Origin of the sequence: Streptomyces sp. NPDC048297, from assembly GCF_043201585.1 — a bacterium.
GTDB lineage: Bacteria > Actinomycetota > Actinomycetes > Streptomycetales > Streptomycetaceae > Streptomyces.
Map to the genome: position 1 here is coordinate 36636 of NZ_JBICZA010000041.1, position 19203 is coordinate 55838.

16 protein-coding genes and 1 riboswitch are annotated in these 19203 nt (G+C 69.6%); of the genes, 6 read left to right on the plus strand and 10 right to left on the minus strand.

What is annotated here, in order from left to right; genetic code table 11:
• Positions 1-90 precede the first annotated feature (90 nt).
• On the minus strand, positions 91-1056 hold the full coding sequence (locus ACGFYV_RS32700; protein ID WP_393882136.1) for a helix-turn-helix domain-containing protein: 966 nt from the start codon (positions 1054-1056) through the stop codon (positions 91-93).
• A 93-nt stretch (positions 1057-1149) separates the two neighbouring features.
• Here ACGFYV_RS32700 and ACGFYV_RS32705 point away from each other — a divergent pair, with 93 nt between their 5' ends.
• A complete protein-coding gene (locus ACGFYV_RS32705) occupies positions 1150-1482 on the plus strand; it encodes a hypothetical protein (RefSeq protein ID WP_393882137.1) in 333 nt (110 codons plus the stop codon).
• Here ACGFYV_RS32705 and ACGFYV_RS32710 read toward each other — a convergent pair.
• The 6 genes from ACGFYV_RS32710 to ACGFYV_RS32735 form a co-directional block, all read right to left on the minus strand.
• Positions 1395-2408 carry a ribonucleotide-diphosphate reductase subunit beta gene (locus ACGFYV_RS32710; RefSeq protein WP_393882138.1) on the minus strand — a complete coding sequence of 338 codons (1014 nt, stop codon included), beginning with the start codon at positions 2406-2408 and terminating at the stop codon, positions 1395-1397. The two genes, ACGFYV_RS32705 and ACGFYV_RS32710, sit on opposite strands and share 88 nt — an antisense overlap.
• The gene (locus tag ACGFYV_RS32715; protein ID WP_393882139.1) at positions 2408-4795 is read right to left on the minus strand and encodes a ribonucleoside-diphosphate reductase subunit alpha; all 2388 of its coding nucleotides are present in this window, start codon (positions 4793-4795) and stop codon (positions 2408-2410) included. The genes ACGFYV_RS32710 and ACGFYV_RS32715 overlap by 1 nt, the downstream gene beginning before the upstream one ends.
• Before the next feature lie 126 nt (positions 4796-4921).
• Positions 4922-5060, minus strand: a riboswitch (cobalamin riboswitch).
• Positions 5061-5110: 50 nt separating this feature from the next.
• Positions 5111-5617 carry a GNAT family N-acetyltransferase gene (locus ACGFYV_RS32720; protein ID WP_393882140.1) on the minus strand — a complete coding sequence of 169 codons (507 nt, stop codon included), beginning with the start codon at positions 5615-5617 and terminating at the stop codon, positions 5111-5113.
• Positions 5618-5684: 67 nt separating this feature from the next.
• On the minus strand, positions 5685-7304 hold the full coding sequence (gene mctP, locus ACGFYV_RS32725) for a monocarboxylate uptake permease MctP (RefSeq protein WP_393882141.1): 1620 nt from the start codon (positions 7302-7304) through the stop codon (positions 5685-5687).
• A complete protein-coding gene (locus ACGFYV_RS32730) occupies positions 7301-7567 on the minus strand; it encodes a DUF3311 domain-containing protein (RefSeq protein ID WP_393882142.1) in 267 nt (88 codons plus the stop codon). Before ACGFYV_RS32730 ends, mctP begins: the two co-directional genes overlap by 4 nt.
• Positions 7568-7990: 423 nt before the next feature.
• The gene (locus ACGFYV_RS32735) at positions 7991-8755 is read right to left on the minus strand and encodes a GntR family transcriptional regulator (RefSeq protein ID WP_393882143.1); all 765 of its coding nucleotides are present in this window, start codon (positions 8753-8755) and stop codon (positions 7991-7993) included.
• Positions 8756-9115: 360 nt separating this feature from the next.
• Between ACGFYV_RS32735 and ACGFYV_RS32740 the strand changes: the two genes are divergently transcribed.
• The 4 genes from ACGFYV_RS32740 to ACGFYV_RS32755 all read left to right on the plus strand — a co-directional run bounded on the left by ACGFYV_RS32740 (position 9116) and on the right by ACGFYV_RS32755 (position 13901).
• Positions 9116-10393, plus strand: a complete 1278-nt coding sequence (locus tag ACGFYV_RS32740; RefSeq protein WP_393882144.1) for an extracellular solute-binding protein — start codon at positions 9116-9118, stop codon at positions 10391-10393.
• Positions 10394-10467: 74 nt separating this feature from the next.
• Positions 10468-11454 carry a carbohydrate ABC transporter permease gene (locus tag ACGFYV_RS32745; protein ID WP_393882145.1) on the plus strand — a complete coding sequence of 329 codons (987 nt, stop codon included), beginning with the start codon at positions 10468-10470 and terminating at the stop codon, positions 11452-11454.
• Positions 11455-11459: 5 nt separating this feature from the next.
• Positions 11460-12389, plus strand: coding sequence for a carbohydrate ABC transporter permease (locus ACGFYV_RS32750; RefSeq protein WP_393882146.1), 930 nt, complete (start codon positions 11460-11462; stop codon positions 12387-12389).
• A gap of 9 nt (positions 12390-12398) precedes the next feature.
• Positions 12399-13901, plus strand: coding sequence for a glycoside hydrolase family 3 protein (locus tag ACGFYV_RS32755; RefSeq protein ID WP_393882147.1), 1503 nt, complete (start codon positions 12399-12401; stop codon positions 13899-13901).
• Positions 13902-14037: 136 nt separating this feature from the next.
• Here the strand turns inward: ACGFYV_RS32755 and nagB are convergent, their stop codons facing one another.
• Positions 14038-14823 (minus strand): glucosamine-6-phosphate deaminase, encoded by a 786-nt coding sequence (gene nagB / locus ACGFYV_RS32760; RefSeq protein ID WP_393882148.1) that lies wholly within the window; start codon positions 14821-14823, stop codon positions 14038-14040.
• A 724-nt stretch (positions 14824-15547) separates the two neighbouring features.
• Here nagB and ACGFYV_RS32765 point away from each other — a divergent pair.
• The gene (locus ACGFYV_RS32765) at positions 15548-17014 is read left to right on the plus strand and encodes a sensor histidine kinase (RefSeq protein WP_393882154.1); all 1467 of its coding nucleotides are present in this window, start codon (positions 15548-15550) and stop codon (positions 17012-17014) included.
• Between the two features lie 218 nt (positions 17015-17232).
• Here ACGFYV_RS32765 and ACGFYV_RS32770 read toward each other — a convergent pair whose 3' ends face one another.
• Both ACGFYV_RS32770 and ACGFYV_RS32775 read right to left on the minus strand, forming a co-directional pair.
• Entirely contained in the window at positions 17233-17490 is a 258-nt protein-coding gene (locus ACGFYV_RS32770) for a WhiB family transcriptional regulator (RefSeq protein WP_003992873.1), read from the minus strand.
• 320 nt (positions 17491-17810) lie between these two features.
• A complete protein-coding gene (locus tag ACGFYV_RS32775) occupies positions 17811-18779 on the minus strand; it encodes a diacylglycerol/lipid kinase family protein (RefSeq protein WP_393882149.1) in 969 nt (322 codons plus the stop codon).
• Positions 18780-19203: the final 424 nt, after the last annotated feature.

A 19203-nucleotide genomic window follows, 5' to 3' on the forward strand; every position in this document is an offset into this window, starting at 1 on the left:
CACGGAGTGACACACGCAGCGACGCAGCCGGCGACGCACAGAGCGACGCACTGAGCGACGGAGGGAGAGAGTCCTGATACCGGCGCGCGTTCAGGCGGCCTGCGGGCCCCGGAACGCGCGCCGGTAGGCGTTCGGGGTCGTGCCCAGCGCGCGGACGAACTGGTGGCGCAGCGCGGCCGCCGTGCCGAACCCGGTGCGGTCGGCGATCGCGTCCATCGTCTCGTCGCTCCCCTCCAGCAACTCCTGGGCCAGCAGCACCCGTTGCCGCAGGATCCAGCGGTACGGCGTGGTCCCCGTCTCCTGCTGGAAGCGGCGGGCGAAGGTGCGCGGTGCCATATGGGCGCGGGCGGCGAGCTGCTCGACGGTGACCTCCCGGTCGAGGTGCTGTTCCATCCAGGCCAGCACCTCGCCGACCGTGTCGCAGGTGTCCTTGGGCAGCGGTCGCTCGATGTACTGCGCCTGCCCGCCGTCCCGGTGCGGCGGTACGACCATGCGCCGGGCGATCTTGTTGGCGACCTCGGGGCCCTGCTCCTTGCGCACGATGTGCAGACAGGCGTCGATGCCGGCCGCCGTGCCCGCCGAGGTGATCACCGGGTCCTCGTCGACGTAGAGGACGTCCGGCTGGACCCGGGTGCGCGGGAAGCGGCGGGCGAGCAGGTCCGCGTGGCGCCAGTGCGCGGCGCAGCTGCGCCCGTCGAGCAGTCCGGCGGCACCCAGCACGAAGACGCCCGAGCAGACGCTCAGCACCCGGGCGCCCCGGTCCACCGCCCGGCGAAGGGCGGCGAGCAGCTGGGGCGGGTACTCCCGGTCGACGTTCGCGTCCGAGGCCGGGACCGCGATCAGGTCGGCGTCCTCCAGCCGGTCGAGTCCGTACGGCGTCGACACGGTGAGCCCGCCGACATGGGTGCCCAGCGACGGGCCCTCGGCGGAGACCACGGCGAAGTCGTAGACCGGCAGCCCCTCGTCGCTGCGGTCGAGCCCGAACACCTCGCACAGGACCCCCAGCTCGAAGGGGTGCACTCCGTCGAGCAGGGGGACGGCCACGTTCGTCAGCATGCCGCCAGTGTGCCTCACAAGTGGCAGCAATTCGAGGGTGCAAGGCAGTCCTGCCACTCACGGTAAGGAGCGTCAAGCAGGACAGTGGTGTCCATGAACGGAAACCAGATCGAAGGCCTCATCGGAATGCTCGCGACCCTCGGGATCCTGGTCCTCCTGGTCCTCCCGTCCGTGTTCGGCATCGTGCGCGACAGGCGCGTCGACCGGCAGCTCAGGGAGGCCCAGGAGACCGGGAAGACCCCGGGAACCAGGAAGACCCCGGGAACCAGGAAGACCCCGGGAACCAGGGAGGCCCTGGAGACCGGGAAGGTCTCCAGGGCCGGGAAAGGCGGTCCGGCTCAGAAGTCCTCGTCCAGGTCGACGGTGCCCTCCACCGCGACCTGGTACGCCGACGGGCGGCGCTCGAAGAAGTTCGTCAGCTCCTGAACACCCTGCAGCTCCATGAAGGAGAACGGGTTCTCCGAGCCGTACACCGGGGCGAAGCCGAGCCGCGTCAGACGCTGGTCGGCGACGCACTCCAGGTACTGCCGCATCGACTCGGTGTTCATGCCGGGCAGGCCGTCACCGCACAGGTCGCGCGCGAACTGCAGCTCGGCCTCGACGGCCTCCCGCAGCATGTCGGTGACCTGCTGGCCGAGCTCGTCGTCGAAGAGTTCCGGCTCCTCCTTGCGGACGGTGTCGACCACGTCGAAGGCGAACGACATGTGCATCGTCTCGTCGCGGAACACCCAGTTGGTGCCGGTGGCCAGACCGTGCAGCAGACCCCGGCTGCGGAACCAGTAGACGTACGCGAAGGCGCCGTAGAAGAACAGGCCCTCGATGCACGCGGCGAAGCAGATGAGGTTCAGCAGGAAGCGCCGGCGGTCGGCCTTGGACTCCAGGCGGTCCAGCTTCTCGACCTCGTTGATCCACTTGAAGCAGAACCCGGCCTTCTCGCGGATGGAGGGGATGTTCTCCACCGCGTCGAAGGCCGCCGCGCGGTCGTCCGGGTCGGGCAGGTAGGTGTCCAGCAGCGTCAGATAGAACTGGACGTGCACGGCCTCCTCGAACAGCTGCCGGCTCAGGTAGAGCCGCGCCTCGGGGGAGTTGATGTGCTTGTACAGCGTCAGCACCAGGTTGTTCGCGACGATCGAGTCACCCGTCGCGAAGAAGGCCACCAGCCGGCCGATGAGGTGCTGCTCCTCCGGGGACATCCTCGCGAGGTCGGCGACGTCCGAGTGGAGGTCGACCTCCTCCACGGTCCAGGTGTTCTTGATGGCGTCCCGGTAGCGCTCGTAGAAGTCGGGGTAGCGCATGGGACGCAGCGTCAGCTCGAAGCCCGGGTCGAGCAGGTTCTGGGGTCGGGTGGACATTACTGGCAGGCCTCGCAGGACTCGGGGTTTTCCAGGGAGCAGGCGACGGCCTCGGGGTCGGCGACCTGCTGCACGGGGATGGTGGGCTGCGCCTGGGCGGCGCGGGCGATACGGGTCGCCGGACGCGAGCGCAGGTAGTACGTCGTCTTCAGCCCCGACTTCCACGCGTACGCGTACATCGAGGAGAGCTTGCCGATGGTCGGCGTCTCCATGAAGAGGTTCAGCGACTGCGCCTGGTCCAGGAACGGGGTCCGCGCCGCCGCCATGTCGATCAGGCCGCGCTGCGGGATCTCCCACGCCGTGCGGTACAGGTCGCGGATCTCCTGGGGCACCCAGGTGAAGCCCTGCACCGAGCCGTTGGAATCACGCAGCGCGTCCCGGGTCTGCGCGTCCCACACGCCCAGCTCCTTGAGGTCCTGCACCAGGTACGAGTTGACCTGGAGGAACTCGCCGGACAGCGTCTCGCGCTTGAACAGGTTGGACACCTGCGGCTCGATGCACTCGTACACGCCCGCGATGGAGGCGATGGTGGCCGTCGGCGCGATCGCCAGCAGCAGGGAGTTGCGCATGCCCACGGCGGCGATCCGCGTCCGCAGCGCCGCCCAGCGCTCGGGCCAGGTCAGCTCCACGCCGTAGTGGTCGGGGTGCAGCACACCCTGGGCCGTACGGGTCTTCTCCCAGGCCGGCAGCGGGCCGCTGTGCTCGGCGAGGTCGGCGGAGGCCTCGTACGCGGCGAGCATGACGCGCTCGGCGATCCGCGTGGACAGGGCCTTGGCCTCGGCGGAGTCGAAGGGCACGCGCAGCTTGAAGAAGACGTCCTGCAGACCCATCGCACCGAGGCCCACGGGACGCCACTTGGCGTTGGAGCGGCCCGCCTGCTCGGTCGGGTAGAAGTTGATGTCCACGACGCGGTCGAGGAAGGTCACGGCGGTGCGGACCGTCTCGTCCAGCCGCTCCCAGTCGATGTCGCCGGCCGCCGTGTCGACGAAGGCACCCAGGTTCACCGAGCCCAGGTTGCAGACCGCCGTCTCGCCGTCGTCGGTGACCTCCAGGATCTCCGTGCAGAGGTTGGAGGAGTGGACGACGTGGCCCGGCAGCGCCGTCTGGTTGGCGGTGCGGTTGGCGGCGTCCTTGAAGGTCAGCCAGCCGTTGCCGGTCTGCGCGAGGGTGCGCATCATGCGGCCGTACAGGTCGCGGGCCGCCATGGTCTTCTTCGCGAGCCCGGCCTCCTCCGCCTTGCGGTAGGCCGCGTCGAACTCCTCGCCCCACAGGTCGACCAGCTCGGGCACGTCCGCCGGGGAGAACAGCGACCACTGCCCGTCGGAGCCCACCCGGCGCATGAACTCGTCCGGGATCCAGTGCGCGAGGTTCAGGTTGTGCGTACGCCGGGCGTCCTCACCGGTGTTGTCGCGCAGCTCCAGGAACTCCTCGATGTCGGAGTGCCAGGTCTCCAGGTACACCGCCGCAGCGCCCTTGCGCCGGCCGCCCTGGTTCACGGCGGCCACCGAGGCGTCCAGCGTCTTCAGGAACGGGACGATCCCGTTGGAGTGCCCGTTGGTGCCCCGGATCAGCGAACCGCGCGCCCGGATACGGGAGTACGACAGACCGATGCCGCCGGCGTGCTTCGAGAGCCGGGCGACCTGGTGGTAGCGGTCGTAGATGGAGTCCAGCTCGTCCAGCGGGGAGTCGAGGAGGTAGCAGGACGACATCTGGGGGTGCCGCGTACCGGAGTTGAAGAGCGTGGGGGAGGAGGGCAGGTAGTCGAGGCGGCTCATCAGGCCGTACAGCGCGGCGACTTCGTCGAGGGCGCGCGCGGTGTCGTCCTCGGCGAGCCCGCTCGCCACCCGCAGCATGAAGTGCTGGGGCGTCTCGATCACCTGGCGCGTGATCGGGTGGCGCAGCAGGTAGCGGCTGTGCAGGGTGCGCAGGCCGAAGTAGCCGAAGCGGTCGTCGGCGCCCTTGTCGACCAGCGCGTCCAGGCGCTCGGCGTGCTGAGCCACGAACGCGGCGGTGCGGTCGGCGACGAGGCCCTCGCGGTGCCCCACGGCCACCGACTCGGTGAAGGACGTCACGCCCTGCGAGGCGGCCTCGGCGCGGATCGTGAGGGTCAGCAGGCGGGCGGCCAGCCGCGAGTACGCGGGGTCCTCGGAGATCAGGCCGGCGGCGGCTTCCGTGGCCAGCTCGCGCAGTTCCGCAGCGACGTCGGAGTCCGCCCGCGCGGACCGGCCCCGCAGCGCGGCGGCGGCGACCCGGCCGGGGTCGGCGTCGGGCAGGTCGGCGGTCAGCTCGGTCAGGGTCCGCAGCAGCGCGGCACCAGGACCGTCGGCCTCCACCGGGGCCTCGGTCGCCGGGGTCGCAGAAGCCGGGGCGGCTGGCGCGATGGTCACGTGGGGCTCTCCCTCGCTCGGCACGGGGCCTTGCGGAGGACAGGGGGCAGCCACGAGCACGCACGCGTGGCGTCCACCAGCCCATTCCACGAGGCCCGGACGTCGGAAAGGCACCCGGGCCGGGACGGCCGGGTACGCGCTGCCGACAGGTCCTCGGACTGACTCCTGTACGCGGATACGCACAAGTACACCGTTGCGGGACAGTTCCGGATTTGCACCGGATTCCCCTGCGACGACAGCGAGGATGAGCATACATCTAGTGCCGGGTTGTCGTGGCACCCCCAGATGTTGTGTCTGTTGTGTGTCGCGGTGGCTTCAGAGCGTCAACGCGTAGGTGAGCAGGGTGATGTCGGCGAGTTCCGGTACCGGGTTCCAGTCGCGCTCGGGAGCGCGGACGAAGCCCAGGCGCCGGTAGATGCGGTGGGCCGCGTGCATGGTGCGCTGGGTCGACAGCACGATGCCCGAGCAGCCGGGGGTGGTCCGGGCGCGCTCGACGCAGGCGCGCACGAGGGCCTCCCCGGCGCCCCGGCCGCGGCCCGCGTGGCCGACCGCGAGCATGCGGATCTCGGCCTCGCCCGGGCGGGCGATGTCGGCCATGGGGCCGCCGGAGGGGACGAAGGTGACGCCTCCGAGGAGCACTCCGTCACGGACGGCCACGAGGACGTCCGCCGCGGCGGCTCTCTTGGCCACGTTCCGGAGTTCGTGGAGGTAGGAGTCGCTCGCGCCGAAGTCCAGGAGGCCGTCCTGGAGGTAGGCCTCGGCCGTGATCTCGCCGAGGGACTCGTACTCGGCCGGTGCGGCGGCACGGATGACGGTGTCCATGGAGCGAGTGTGGACGACAACGGGCCGCCGAAGCACGTGCTTTCGGCGGCCCGCTGGGACGGTCCGCTCAGTTGCCGGCGCCCGCAGGCAGCTTTGCCTGCACGCCCGCGTTCCCCGCGTCCGCCGTGTAGTCCCCGGGGACGGTCTCGTCGATGCCCTCGGGGGCCTTCACGGCCTTCAGGACGAAGGTGAGGACCACGGTGACGACGGCGTTCAGGACGAACGCCGTGAGGCCGATGTAGCCGATCTCGCCGATGCCCGGGATGTCCTTCGCCGAGCCGCCGAAGTGCGCCTGGGTCGGGGAGGCGACGCCGTACGCGGCGACCGTGCCGTAGATCATGCCGACCGCCCAGCCGGCGAGCAGGGCCCAGCGGTGGAACCAGCGGGTGAACAGACCGCCGACCAGCGCCGGGAAGGTCTGCAGGATCCAGATGCCGCCCAGCAGCTGGAAGTTGATCGCGACCGTCTTGTCCATGGTCAGGACGAAGACCAGGGCGCCGACCTTCACCAGCAGCGACACGAACTTGGAGACCTGGGCCTCCTGCTTCGGCGTGGCGTCCGGCTTGATGAAGTCCTTGTAGATGTTGCGGGTGAAAAGGTTCGCCGCCGCGATGGACATGATCGCAGCGGGGACCAGGGCGCCGATGCCGATGGCCGCGAAGGCCACGCCCGCGAACCAGTCCGGGAACATGTTCTCGAACAACTGCGGGATCGCCAGCTGGCCGTTGGCGACGTTCACGCCGGCCGCGATCGCCATGAAGCCCAGCAGGGCCAGCAGGCCGAGCATGAGCGAGTACAGCGGCAGGATCGTGGTGTTGCGGCGGATCACCTCACGGCTGCGGGACGACAGGGTCGCGGTGATCGAGTGCGGGTACATGAACAGCGCGAGCGCCGAGCCGAGTGCCAGCGTGGCGTACGTCCACTGGCCGGCCTCCGGCGGGGCGAGCGCGCCACGCGGCTTGCCGGTGGCCGGGTTGACCTGGCTGAACGCGTGACCGGCCTTGGCGAAGACGTCGTCGAAGCCGCCCAGCTTGATCGGGATGTAGATGATCGCCACCGCGATGACGATGTAGATCAGCGTGTCCTTCACGAACGCGATCAGGGCCGGGGCGCGCAGACCCGAGGAGTAGGTGTAGGCCGCGAGGACACCGAAGGCGATGAGCAGCGGCAGGTCCTTCACGAACCAGTTGGTGCTCTCCCCGCCGCCGACGCCCATCACGTCCAGCACGGCCTGGATGCCGACGAGCTGGAGCGCGATGTACGGCATCGTCGCGAGGATGCCGGTGACGGCCACCGCCAGCGACAGGCCCTTCGAACCGAACCGGCCGCGCACGAAGTCGGAGGTCGTGACGTACCCGTGGCGGTGCGAGACCGACCACAGGCGCGGCAGGAAGGTGAAGATCAGCGGGTAGACCAGGATCGTGTACGGCACCGCGAAGAAACCGGCCGCGCCCGCCGCGTAGATCGCCGCCGGGACGGCGACGAACGTGTACGCCGTGTACAGGTCGCCGCCGAGCAGGAACCAGGTGATCCAGGTGCCGAAGGACCGGCCGCCGAGCCCCCACTCGTCCAGGGAGTGCTCGTCGGCGGGCCTGCGCCAGCGGGCGGCGAGGAAGCCCATGACCGTGACGGCCAGGAAGAAGAAGATGAAGACGCCGAGCGCGACGCCGTTGACGCCGTCCTTCACCGCGCCGCACCCCCGTCCCGGGCGGCCCTGCGGCCGCGCTGGTCACGCTGCCACAGCTGGTAGGCCACCATGGTGAGGGCGGTCGAGATCGGCACCCACAGCATCTGGTACCAGTAGAAGAACGGGATCCCGATGAACGTCGGATCCGTCTTCGCGTACGAGCCGACCCACAGCATCGCCACGAACGGCGCGACGAGACACAGGGCGATGACGACGCGCACCGGTGTCACCACCAGTGGTCTCACTTCAGGCGTTTCTGACATCCCACGGCTCCGTCCCCTCGGTGCTCACCTGTGTAATGCGCAGGCAATCTAGGTGACGGCGTCGCGGAAGCGGAAGACCTCGTCCGGGTATCGGCATGTCGATTCGGTGCGCACCGTGTGAAGAAGCCGGATCACGTCGGTCCAGAAGCCGGATCACGTCGGTCCGGACGCCGGTTCACGTCGGTCCGGACGCCGGTTCACGTCGGTCCGGATGCCGGTTCACGTCGGTCGGGACGCCGGTTCACGTCGGTCGGGACGCCGGTTCACGTCGGTCGGGACGCCGGTTCACGTCGGTCCGGATGCCGGTTCACGTCGGTCGGGACGCAGGTTCACGTCGGTCCGGATGCCGGTTCACGTCGGTCCGGATGCCGGTTCACGTCGGTCCGGACGCCGGTTCACGTCGGTCCGGATGCCGGGCTCACGTCAGTCCATCGGCCGCTTCAGGCGGGCGACGAACTTGTACCGGTCCCCCCGGTAGACCGAGCGCACCCACTCCACCGGCCTGCCCTCGCGGTCCACGGAGTGGCGGGAGAGCATCAGCATCGGCAGGCCGACGTCGGTGCCGAGCAGGCCGGCCTCGCGCGGGGTGGCCAGGGAGGTCTCGATGGTCTCCTCGGCCTCGGCGAGATGGACGTCGTAGACCTCGGCGAGCGCGGTGTACAGGGACGTGTACTTCACCAGCGAGCGGCGCAGGGCCGGGAAGCGCTTGGCGGACAGGTGGGTGGTCTCGATGGCCATCGGCTCGTTGTTGGCCATCCGCAGCCGCTCGATGCGCAGCACGCGTCCGCCGGCCGTGATGTCGAGGAGTTCGGCGAGCCGGTCGTCGGCGGTGATGTAGCCGATGTCCAGCAGCTGCGAGGTCGGCTCCAGGCCCTGGGCGCGCATGTCCTCGGTGTAGGAGGTCAGTTGCAGCGCCTGGGAGACCTTCGGCTTGGCGACGAAGGTGCCCTTGCCCTGGATGCGTTCGAGCCGACCCTCGACGACCAGTTCCTGCAGGGCCTGCCGGACGGTGGTGCGCGAGGTGTCGAACTCCGCGGCCAGCGTGCGCTCGGGCGGCACCGGCGTGCCGGGCGCCTGCGTCTGCGTCATGTCCAGGAGGTGCTTCTTCAGGCGGTAGTACTTGGGCACGCGCGCGGTACGGACGGTCGCGCCGGTCTCGTTCTCCGCCCTGCTGGCGTCGGTGCTCATGGTCTGCCTTCCCGGCTCCGGATGCGGCTCACATCGTGGCACGGCAGCGTATCGGCAGGTCCGCCGCACGCTGCGTGATCCCCTCTGTATACCGTCGTCGGCATTGTTGGTCTAGTCCACCTGACGATTGGTCTACCGGAATTGTGCCGTCCGGGGTCCAGGTTTTCGAGGGGTTCTTACTTAAAGGTTCCTGCATATGTAGGTCACATAACGGCTGGTCGGAGGCCGTTCCGACAGCCTTGACAGGCTTCTTGGCCTGGTCCAAGCTCCCCGTACTGGTCTACACCATTGGTCCAGGTCCCGGCCCCAACGCTCGTGCGGGGAGGCAGGGGGGTGTGTGGGAACCCTGAGGAGGGTGGCGTGAAGCGCAAGCTGGTAGCCGCGATCGGTATCGCGGGCATGGTCGTCTCCATCGCGGCGTGCGGCAGTGACAAGAAGGACGACAAGGCGGGGGCGGACGCCAAGGAGCTGACCGTCTGGCTCACCGTCGACGCCCAGAACAACTGGCCCAACCTGGTGAAGTCCGCCGACGCCGCCGTGCAGAAGGCGCACCCCGGCATCAAGATCAAGCACGAGTACTACGGCTGGCCGGACAAGAACACCAAGCTGGACGCCGTCCTCGCCACCGACAAGGCCCCCGACGTCGTCGAGATGGGCAACACGGAGATGCTCGGCTACATGGTCAAGGGTGCCTTCGCCCCCGTCGACCCGGCCAAGTTCGACAACTCCGCCGCCTGGCTCGACGGCCTCAAGGCCTCCGTCACCTACCAGGGCCAGACGTACGGCGTGCCCTACTACGCCGGTGGCCGCGTCGGCACCTGGCGCAAGGACATCGCCGCCGCCTCCGGCATCAAGGCGGCCCCGAAGACCTACGCCGAACTCACCGCCGACCTGGACAAGATCCAGAAGAAGCAGGGCGCCACGTTCAACGCCTGGTACCAGCCCACCCGCGACTGGTACGCGGCCATGTCCTTCGTCTACGACGCCGGCGGCTCCATCGCCAAGGAGGAGGGCGGCCAGTGGAAGGCGAGCCTTTCCTCGCCCGAGTCCCTCAAGGGCCTCAACGCGTGGAAGACGGTCATCGACACGTACATGCACGGTGACAAGACCAAGGACGAGTCGGACCGCTACATCGTCTACGGCCAGGGCAAGTCCGACCTGATGTTCGCCGCCGCCTGGGAGGGCGCGACCGCCGCCGACCCGAAGAACGACAAGACCGGCAAGCTCAAGGACAACCTCGAGAACTTCGTCCTGCCCGGTCCCTCCGGCAAGAACATGCCGGTCTTCCTCGGCGGTTCCGACCTCGCCGTCCCGGTGAAGTCCAAGGCGCAGGGCGTCGCCGCCGAGTGGATCAACGCCTTCACCGGCCCCGAGGGCCAGAAGGGCCTGATGGCCAAGGGCAATCTGCCCAACAACAAGACCGACCTCGCCACCCTCAAGAGCGACCCGGCGACCGTCGTCCCGGCCACCGCCGCCGAGTCCAACTGGTTCGTCCCGATGGCCCCCGGCTGGGGCCAGGTCGAGAAGGCCCAGGTCCTGCAGACCATGCTGCAGAACATCGGCACCGGCAAGAAGTCGGTCGAGGACGCCGCGAAGGACGCGGACACCGCGATCGACAAGGTCATCAACACCAAGTGACCTGAGCGCGGGGCCCTGTTCACTCACGGGGCCCCGCTTCTCGTACGACCCGAGGGACCGCTGAGGAGCGCGCGATGAGTGCCGCAGACACGACCACCCCTGCCAAGGTGCCGCCACCGCGGCAGGCACCGCCACCGGGCGCCCCCGACCGGCCACGCAAAGCGGGCAGAGCCGGCGGCGCGAGCGTCCCCTGGCTGCTGCTCGCCCCCTGTCTGCTCGTCCTCGCCCTGGTCATGGGCTATCCGCTGGTCCGCCTGGTCACCCTGTCGTTCCAGACGTTCGGGCAGTCCCAGCTGTGGGGCTTCAAGCCGGCCGAGTCCGCCGGGTTCGACAACTTCTCCAGCGTGCTGGGCGACAGCGAGTTCTGGCAGGTCGTGCTGCGCACGATCGTCTTCGCGGCCGGCTCGGTGATTCTCACGATGGTCCTCGGCATGCTGGTGGCCCTGCTGCTGCAGCGCGTCTCCGGCTGGGTGAAGACCCTGATCAACATCGCGCTGGTGGCCAGCTGGGGCATGCCCGTCATCGTCGCCACCACCGTCTTCAAGTGGCTCTTCGACGCCGACTACGGCATCCTCAACGCCCTCGTCAGCAAGCTGCCCGGCGTCGACCTGATCGGCCACAACTGGTTCGCGAGCGGCCCCGAGGGCCTCGCCGTGATCATGCTGCTGGTGGTCTGGGGCGCGGTCCCCTTCGTGGTCATCACCCTCAGCGCCGGCCTCACCCAGGTCCCCAGGGAACTCCAGGAGGCGGCCCGCCTCGACGGCGCCGGCGCCTGGGGCGTCTTCCGGTACGTCACCCTGCCCATCCTCAAGCCGATCGTCGTGATGCTCACGACCCTCTCGGTCATCTGGGACATGGGCGTCTTCCCCCAGGTCTTCGTGATGCGGGGCGGCCACCCGGAGGACGACTTCCAACTGCTGACCACCTACTCCTACAAACGGGCCTTCGAGATCAACGACTACGCGCAGGGCTCGGCGATCGCTCTCATCACCGTCCTCCTGCTGCTCGCGGTGGTCGCCGTCTACATGCGGCAGATGCTGAAGATCGGAGACGTCGAGTGAACGGCATGAGCGGCATGAGCAGCGTGAGCGGTACGAGCAGCAGCAGCGTGAGCGGTACGAGCAGCGGCGTGAGCGCCAAGAGAAGTGCGAGCGGCGCGGGCGCCCCCGCGGGACGCCGCCGGTTCCCGAAGCTCGGCTGGAACCTCCTCGGGCTCCTCGTCTTCGTGATCGCCGGCTTCCCCGTCTACTGGATGCTGAACACCGCGTTCAAGCCGGCCAAGGACGCCATCGACCCGGACCCGAGCCTGCTGCCGACCGGGCTGACCCTCGACAACTTCCGCCGCGCGCTGGACATCGCCGACTTCTGGGGCCCGGTCGGCCGCAGCCTGATCGTGTCGCTGTCCGTCGTGGCGATCGCCATCGTCGTCGGCATGCTGGCCGCGCTCGCCATCTCCCGGTTCGCCTTCCGTGGCCGCAAGGTCGTGATCGTCGGCATCCTCGCGGTGCAGATGGTCCCGCTGGTCGCCATGATCATCCCGGTCTTCCTGCTGCTGAACGACCTGAACCAGTACGACAAGCTCTCCGGCCTGATCATCACGTACCTGACCTTCATCCTCCCCTTCACGGTGTGGACGCTGCGCGGCTTCATCGTCAACATCCCCCGGGAGCTGGAGGAGGCCGCGATGGTCGACGGCTGCTCCCAGACCGGCGCCTTCGTCCGCGTCGTCTTCCCGCTGCTGGCCCCCGGCCTGGTCGCCACCTCGGTCTACGGCTTCATCCAGGCCTGGAACGAGTACCTGTACGCCCTCATGCTGCTCAGCCAGGAGCACCAGACGGCGACCGTCTGGCTCGGCAACTTCACCACCAAGCACGGAACCGAGTACGCCCCGATGATGGCCGGCGCCACGATGATGGCCGTGCCGATCGTGGCCCTGTTCCTCCTCGTCCAGCGCAAGATGGCCGCGGGTCTGACCGCCGGCGCCGTGAAGGGATGACGCCACCCGATGACGACACTCGCCGGCGGCACCGCTGCGTTCAATCCGGAGAAGGACGGCCCGGCACGCGACGCCCTCACCGTCCTCCAGCCCGGCTTCACCGGCACCACCGCCCCCGACTGGCTGCTGCGCCGCCTCGGCGAAGGCCTGGCCTCCGTGGGCCTGTTCGGCCGTAACATCGCCACCCCCGAACAACTCGCGGCACTGACAGCGCAGTTGCGTGCGGAACGCGACGATGTCCTGGTCGCGATAGACGAAGAGGGCGGTGACGTCACGCGCCTGGAGGTGCGCGGCGGCTCCAGCTTCCCCGGCAACCACGCCCTCGGCGCGGTCGACGACACCGAGCTGACCCGCGCCGTGGCCCGTGAACTCGGCCGCCGCCTCGCGGCCTGCGGGGTCAACCTCAACTGGGCCCCCTCCGCCGACGTCAACTCCAACCCCGCCAACCCGGTCATCGGGGTCCGCTCCTTCGGCGCCGACCCCGGCCTGGTCGCCCGGCACACCGCCGCCTACGTCACCGGCCTCCAGTCGGCCGGGGTCGCCGCCTGCACCAAGCACTTCCCCGGACACGGCGACACCGCCGTCGACTCCCACCACGCGCTGCCCCGCATCGACGCCGCCGCCGATCTCCTGGACGCCCGCGACCTGGCCCCCTTCCGCGCGGCCATCGCCGCCGGCAGCCGGGCCGTGATGAGCGCCCACATCGTCGTACCGGCCCTCGACCCGGACCGGCCGGCGACCCTCTCCCCGCGCATCCTCACCGGCCTGCTGCGCGGCGAACTCGGCTACGACGGCCTGATCGTCACCGACGGCATGGAGATGCGCGCCATCGCCGACACCTACGGCATCGAGCGCGGCAGCGTCCTCGCCATAGCCGCCGGCGCCGACGCGATCTGCGTGGGCGGCGGCCTCGCGGACGACGAGACGGTACGGCGGCTGCGGGACGCCCTGGTGGCGGCGGTGCGCTCCGGCGAACTGCCCGAGGAACGGCTCGCCGACGCGGCCCGCCGGGTGCGCGAGCTGGCCTCCTGGACCGCCGGTGCGGCAGGCGCGGCAACCGCCCCCGACACCGAGGTCGGACTGCGGGCCGCCCGCCGCGCCCTCAGGGTGACGGGCGGCGCGTCCTTCACGCCGCTCACCGAGGCGCCGTACGTCGCCTCCTTCGCGCCCGTCGCCAACATCGCCGTCGGCGACGAGACCCCGTGGGGCGTCGCCGCCGAACTCGCCCGCCTGCTGCCCGGCACCGGCACCGGCGGCTTCGCCGGGGAGACGGCGGGCCCGGACGCGCTGGCGGCGGCGGGGAAGCGCCGTATCGTCGCCGTGGTCCGCGACGAGCACCGCCACCCGTGGATGTCCGCGGCCCTCGACACCCTGCTCGCGGCCCGCCCCGACACGGTCGTGGTCGAGATGGGCGTCCCCCAGGCCCCCGCCCGCGGCGCCCTGCACCTGGCCACCTACGGCGCGGCCCGCGTGTGCGGCCAGGCCGCGGCGGAGGTCATCGCGGGGGTGTAGGAGGCCGTACGGCGCGAAAGGCGCTGGTCACTTTCGAGTGACCAGCGCCTTTCGCACCCCAGGAGCGCGGGGAACCGCGCGAGCGACCACACACGGCCCGCCTCCGAAGCGAACAGAAACCGGCGGACGACGCCCCCTAGATTCCCTGCCACCCCGGCTTGTTCGCGTACGTGTGCCGGAAGTACTCCGCCAGCTTCAGCTTGGACGCGGCGGCCTCGTCGACGACCACCGTGGCGTGCGGGTGCAGTTGGAGCGCGGAGGCGGGGCAGACGGCCGCCACCGGGCCCTCGACGGTCGCGGCGACCGCGTCGGCCTTGCCCTCGCCGGTCGCGAGCAGCACCAGGTGCCGGGCCTCCAGGATGGTGCCGATGCCCTGGGTGATGACGTGGTGCGGCACCTGCTCGATGTCGCCGTCGAAGAAGCGCGCGTTGTCGACGCGGGTCTGCTCGGTCAGCGTCTTGATCCGGGTGCGCGAGGCGAGCGAGGAGCAGGGCTCGTTGAAGCCGATGTGTCCGTCGGTACCGATGCCGAGCAGCTGGAGGTCCACGCCGCCGGCCTCGCCGAGCGCACGGTCGTAGGCCTCGCAGGCCGCCTGGACGTCCTCGGCCGTGCCGTCCGGGCCCATGAACGCGTCCATGCCTATCCCGAGCGGCTCCAGCACCTCCCGGTGCAGCACCGAGCGGTAGGACTCGGGGTGCTCGGCGGGCAGGCCCACGTATTCGTCGAGCTGGGCGATCCGCGCCCGCGAGACGTCCACGGCACCGGAGCGGACCTTGGCGGTCAGCGCCTGGTAGATGGGCAGCGGTGTCGAGCCGGTGGCCACACCGAGCACGGCGTCGGGCTTGCGCCGCAGCAGCTGGGCCATGGCCTCGGCGATCAGTTCGCCGCCCGCCGCGGCGTCCGGAACGATGACAACTTCCACGCTGGGCCTGCCGTTCTGAAGAGGGCTGGAGATCGGGGAGGGGCTCGGAAGAACTCGCTATGTGGTTTAGACCAATCTAGCAGAGCGGGACCCCGAAGGAGCCTGGGAAAAAGGCCTTTCGGCGGCACTGCCGCTATTTATCTAGGGATCGCTACGAAATGCCAGGCGATGGTGACCGGTGTGGAGGCGAACGAGCAGGCCACCACCTCCCGCGGCCGTGGCCGTCCCGCCCCCGCCCCTTCGATCGTGCCACCGCGCTGGACGGGGCGCTCACGGCGTTCCGGGAGGAACTGGAGGCACTCGCGGAAATTGTCATGGATATCTGGCCCCGCAACTGACCCGGGCGGGCTAGGCTGCGTGGCACCGCGTGTCAACAGCCGTTAACGCATGTCCGCACATCCATGGACACGCCTTCGTGGTCTAGTCCACAATGTTCAGGACAGTGGCGCGCAGTGCAGGACGCCGGTGCGGAGGTCGCCTCCGCAGGGGCGCACAGCTGAAAAGCCTCCGTCTTCCCCGCACAGGAAGGCGGACCGAGGAACCGGAGCTCTCTGCCCTGACTGCCCCGGGTCCTCGACCTTCGGCCGACCGGGACCGCACACCCCACGGCCGATGATGCTCCGGGCTGCGGTGCCGGGAGGGTTGAGGGTCCCTCCCAGGCGCCGCGGCCCGCGGGTGTTTTTCGGCCCCGCGGCGCCCCGGGTACGCTCACAACGTGCCCTCCATGAACGAACTGGTACGCCAGCACACCGCACTCGGCGACTCGGACCTCGAGTGGCTCCACATGCTGGTCTCCGAGTGGCAGCTGCTCTCGGACCTCTCCTTCGCCGACCTGGTCCTGTGGGTCCCCACCCTCGACGGCACCCGGTACGTCTCGGTCGCCCAGATGCGCCCCAACACCGGCCCGACCTCCTATCAGGACGACATGGTCGGCCACCTGGTCCCGCGGGGCCGCCGGCCCATGCTGGACGCGGCGCTCGACGAGGGCCGGATCGTGCGCGAGGGCGACCCGGAGTGGCGTGAGGAGGTCCCCGTACGGGTCGAGTCCATCCCCGTACGGCGTGCGGGCCGCGTCCTCGGCGTCATCGCCCGCAACACCAACCTGCTCACCGTCCGCACCCCGAGCCGGCTGGAGCTGACCTACCTCCAGAGCGCCTCGGACCTGGCGCAGATGATCGCGGCAGGATCGTTTCCGTTCCCCGACCAGCAGGTCGACATGGACGCCTCGCCACGCGTCGGCGACGGCCTGATCCGGCTGGACGCGGACGGCATCGTCCAGTACGCCTCCCCGAACGCCCTGTCCGCCTACCACCGCCTCGGCCTCGCCGCCGACCTGGTCGGCCACCACCTGGGGCGGACCACCGCCGAACTCGCCCCGTCCCGGGGCCCGGTGGACGAGGCGCTCGCCAAGGTCGCCAGCGGCTGGGCCCCGCGCGAGTTCGAGATCGAGGCGAAGGACGGGGTCATCCAGTTCCGGGCCATCCCGCTCAAACCCAAGGGGACGCGCATCGGTTCCCTGGTGCTGTGCCGGGACGTCACGGAACTGCGCCGCCGCGAACGCGAGTTGATCACCAAGGACGCGACCATCCGGGAGATCCACCACCGGGTGAAGAACAACCTCCAGACGGTCGCGGCGCTGCTGCGGCTGCAGGCCCGCCGTATCGGCTCCGATCGCGGCCGGGAGGCCCTGGAGGAGGCCGTGCGCAGGGTCGGCTCGATCGCCATCGTCCATGAGACGCTGTCTCAGAACCTGGATGAAAGGGTGGAGTTCGACGACATCGCCGACCGGGTGCTCGCGATGGTCGCCGAGATCTCGCCGGGCAAGGTGACCGGTCGGCGCAGCGGGCGGTTCGGGATCCTCGACGCCGAGGTCGCCACGCCGCTGTCGATGGTCCTCACCGAGATCCTGCAGAACGCCCTGGAGCACGGCTTCCGCGAGGGTGACACCGGCACGGTCGAGGTCTCCGCGGTCCGCGGCGGCACCGCCAAGGAGGCCCGCCTGCTCGTCACCGTCCAGGACGACGGCGTCGGTCTGCCCGAGGGGTTCGACCCGAAGACCGCGGGCAACCTGGGCCTGCAGATCGTACGGACGCTGGTCGAGGGCGAGTTGGGCGGCACCTTCGACATGGTCCCGGCGCCGGAGCGGGGGACCCGGGCGATCCTCGACATTCCGGTGCGGGCTCAGAAGTAACCGCGGGCGGCGCCGGTGCGGGCCCAGGAGTAGCCGCCGGCGGCGCCGGTGTCGCCGTTCCCGCCCCGAACAGCATTGAGCCCCGGGCCACTTCGTGGTCCGGGGCTAAAGCTCGAAGCTATGCGCATCGGGGGTACTGCGCGCTGCGGCTCGGGGGCGGGAGATGCGTGCGTGCTGCACGCGCCGCCAAGCTCAGGCTGTCAGCAGGGGTGGGGATGTCAGGCGGAGGCCTGACGAGCCCGGTTGCGGGCGGCGCGACGCTTCATGGCGCGGCGCTCGTCCTCGCTGAGACCACCCCAGACGCCGGAGTCCTGACCGGACTCGAGCGCCCACTGCAGGCACTGCTCGATCACCGGGCAGCGGCGGCAGACGGCCTTGGCTTCCTCGATCTGCAGCAGCGCGGGACCGGTGTTGCCGATGGGGAAGAAGAGCTCGGGGTCTTCCTCGCGGCAAACGGCGTTGTGACGCCAGTCCATGGCTGCTACCTCTCCTTGGTATTACATGCAAGTTGCTTGTGAATGTGAACGCTTTCACGAATCCCTCAACAAGTGAAGGGCCGACCGCCGAGTCTTCCCCGGCGTGGTCCTTGGTGTGAAGAGGGGTTCCGGTGATCTGTGGAGGCCGGTGTTGCGGGCCGTCCCGATCGCCACGTAGAGACTCGCAAACCTCAGCGGCGGATACAACCCCTTCCGGAAAGTTTTTTTTGATTCCTCGGTGTCGACTAGGTCACAGCCGTACTTCCATGGGGTGGACCCTGGCCTAAACGTTCGAGTGAAAGGACTTTGGCCCGTTCCGCTCACACAATCACACGCAGTGCACGGCGTACGCCTGTGAACGTCACGCTCGTACGCACTCCGAGGTGGTCGCCGTCCATCTGAAGGGGCAGAGGAGCCTTCGAATGCAAGGTGAAGCGGTCCAGATCGTGCAGGGAGACCGCGTGCTTTCCATGGGGTCCGCGCTCGGGGGACGAAGTGAGCAACTGTGTGCCATACCGGGCAACCGCGGCCGTCGAAAGGCGGGTCAGACCGAGTACGTCGATGCCTGTATCGAACGACGCCTTAGGTGATGTGTACATCGGGCGATTGCCGAGATACGTCCAAGGGGACGTGTTCGAGACTATGGCGACAACAAGATCGTTGACCGGGTCGGCGCCGGGCCTTTCGAGGGTGATCGTGCCGTGCCGACGGTTCGGCTCGCCGAGGAACTGCCGGACGACCTGACGGACGTACAGCCCGTGCGTCGACTTCATGCCGCGCTCGCGCTGCTGCTCGACCCTGCCGACGACACCCGCGTCGAAGCCCAGTCCGGCGTTGAAGGTGAACCAGCGGCTCGGCACCGCCTCGTCCTCGGTGCCCGGCGTGCCCGAGGTGAGACCCAGCCCGACCACACGCTCGCGGCGCTCGCGCAGGGCGTCCAGCAGGGCGCCGGTGGCCTCGACGGGATCGTTGGGCAGGCCCAGGGCGCGCGCGAAGACATTGGTGGAGCCGCCGGGGACCACGGCGAGGCCGGGCAGCCGCTCCAGGTCGGGGCCGTCGTGCAGGAGGCCGTTGACGATCTCGTTGACGGTGCCGTCGCCGCCGAGGGACACGACCATGTCTATGTCGTCGCTCTCCGCCGCCTGCCGGCCGAGGTCGCGTGCGTGGCCGCGGTACTCGGTGGTGACCACCTCCAGCTTCATCTCGCTCGCCAGAGCGTGGATGAGCACGTCACGCCTGCGTGCGCTGGTGGTGGTAGCTGCCGGATTGACCACGAGAAGTGCACGCATGCATGGCAGCGTACCTACTGGGGGGTATGGGACCTAGCCCGAGGTAGGGATCCGGTAAGAGAAGATGACGTGAAGATGAACACGGTGGGCTCCGCCGGGTTTGGCCGTCGTGGGGTGCGGGGTGCGCCTGTGTGTGCGGGTGAGTGGGGGCTGGTCGCGCAGTTCCCCGCGCCCCTGGGGAAACCGCGGTGCCGTTCGCCGCGATCGCTCGGTTAGCCGTCCCGCCCCCCGTCTGCGGATCGTCGGCGGCTAAGCGGCGGCTAAGCGGCGGCTAAGCGCGCTCCTGGGGAACCGCGGTGCCGTTCGCCGCAATCGTCGGCACGCTGTCCCGCCCCCGTTATGTTCTCCACGGCTCCGCAACGGGGCCGCTGGCCTCCGGGCCCGGCATGACTTGGTCCCCCTGTCCGAGATGACCTGGGGGGTG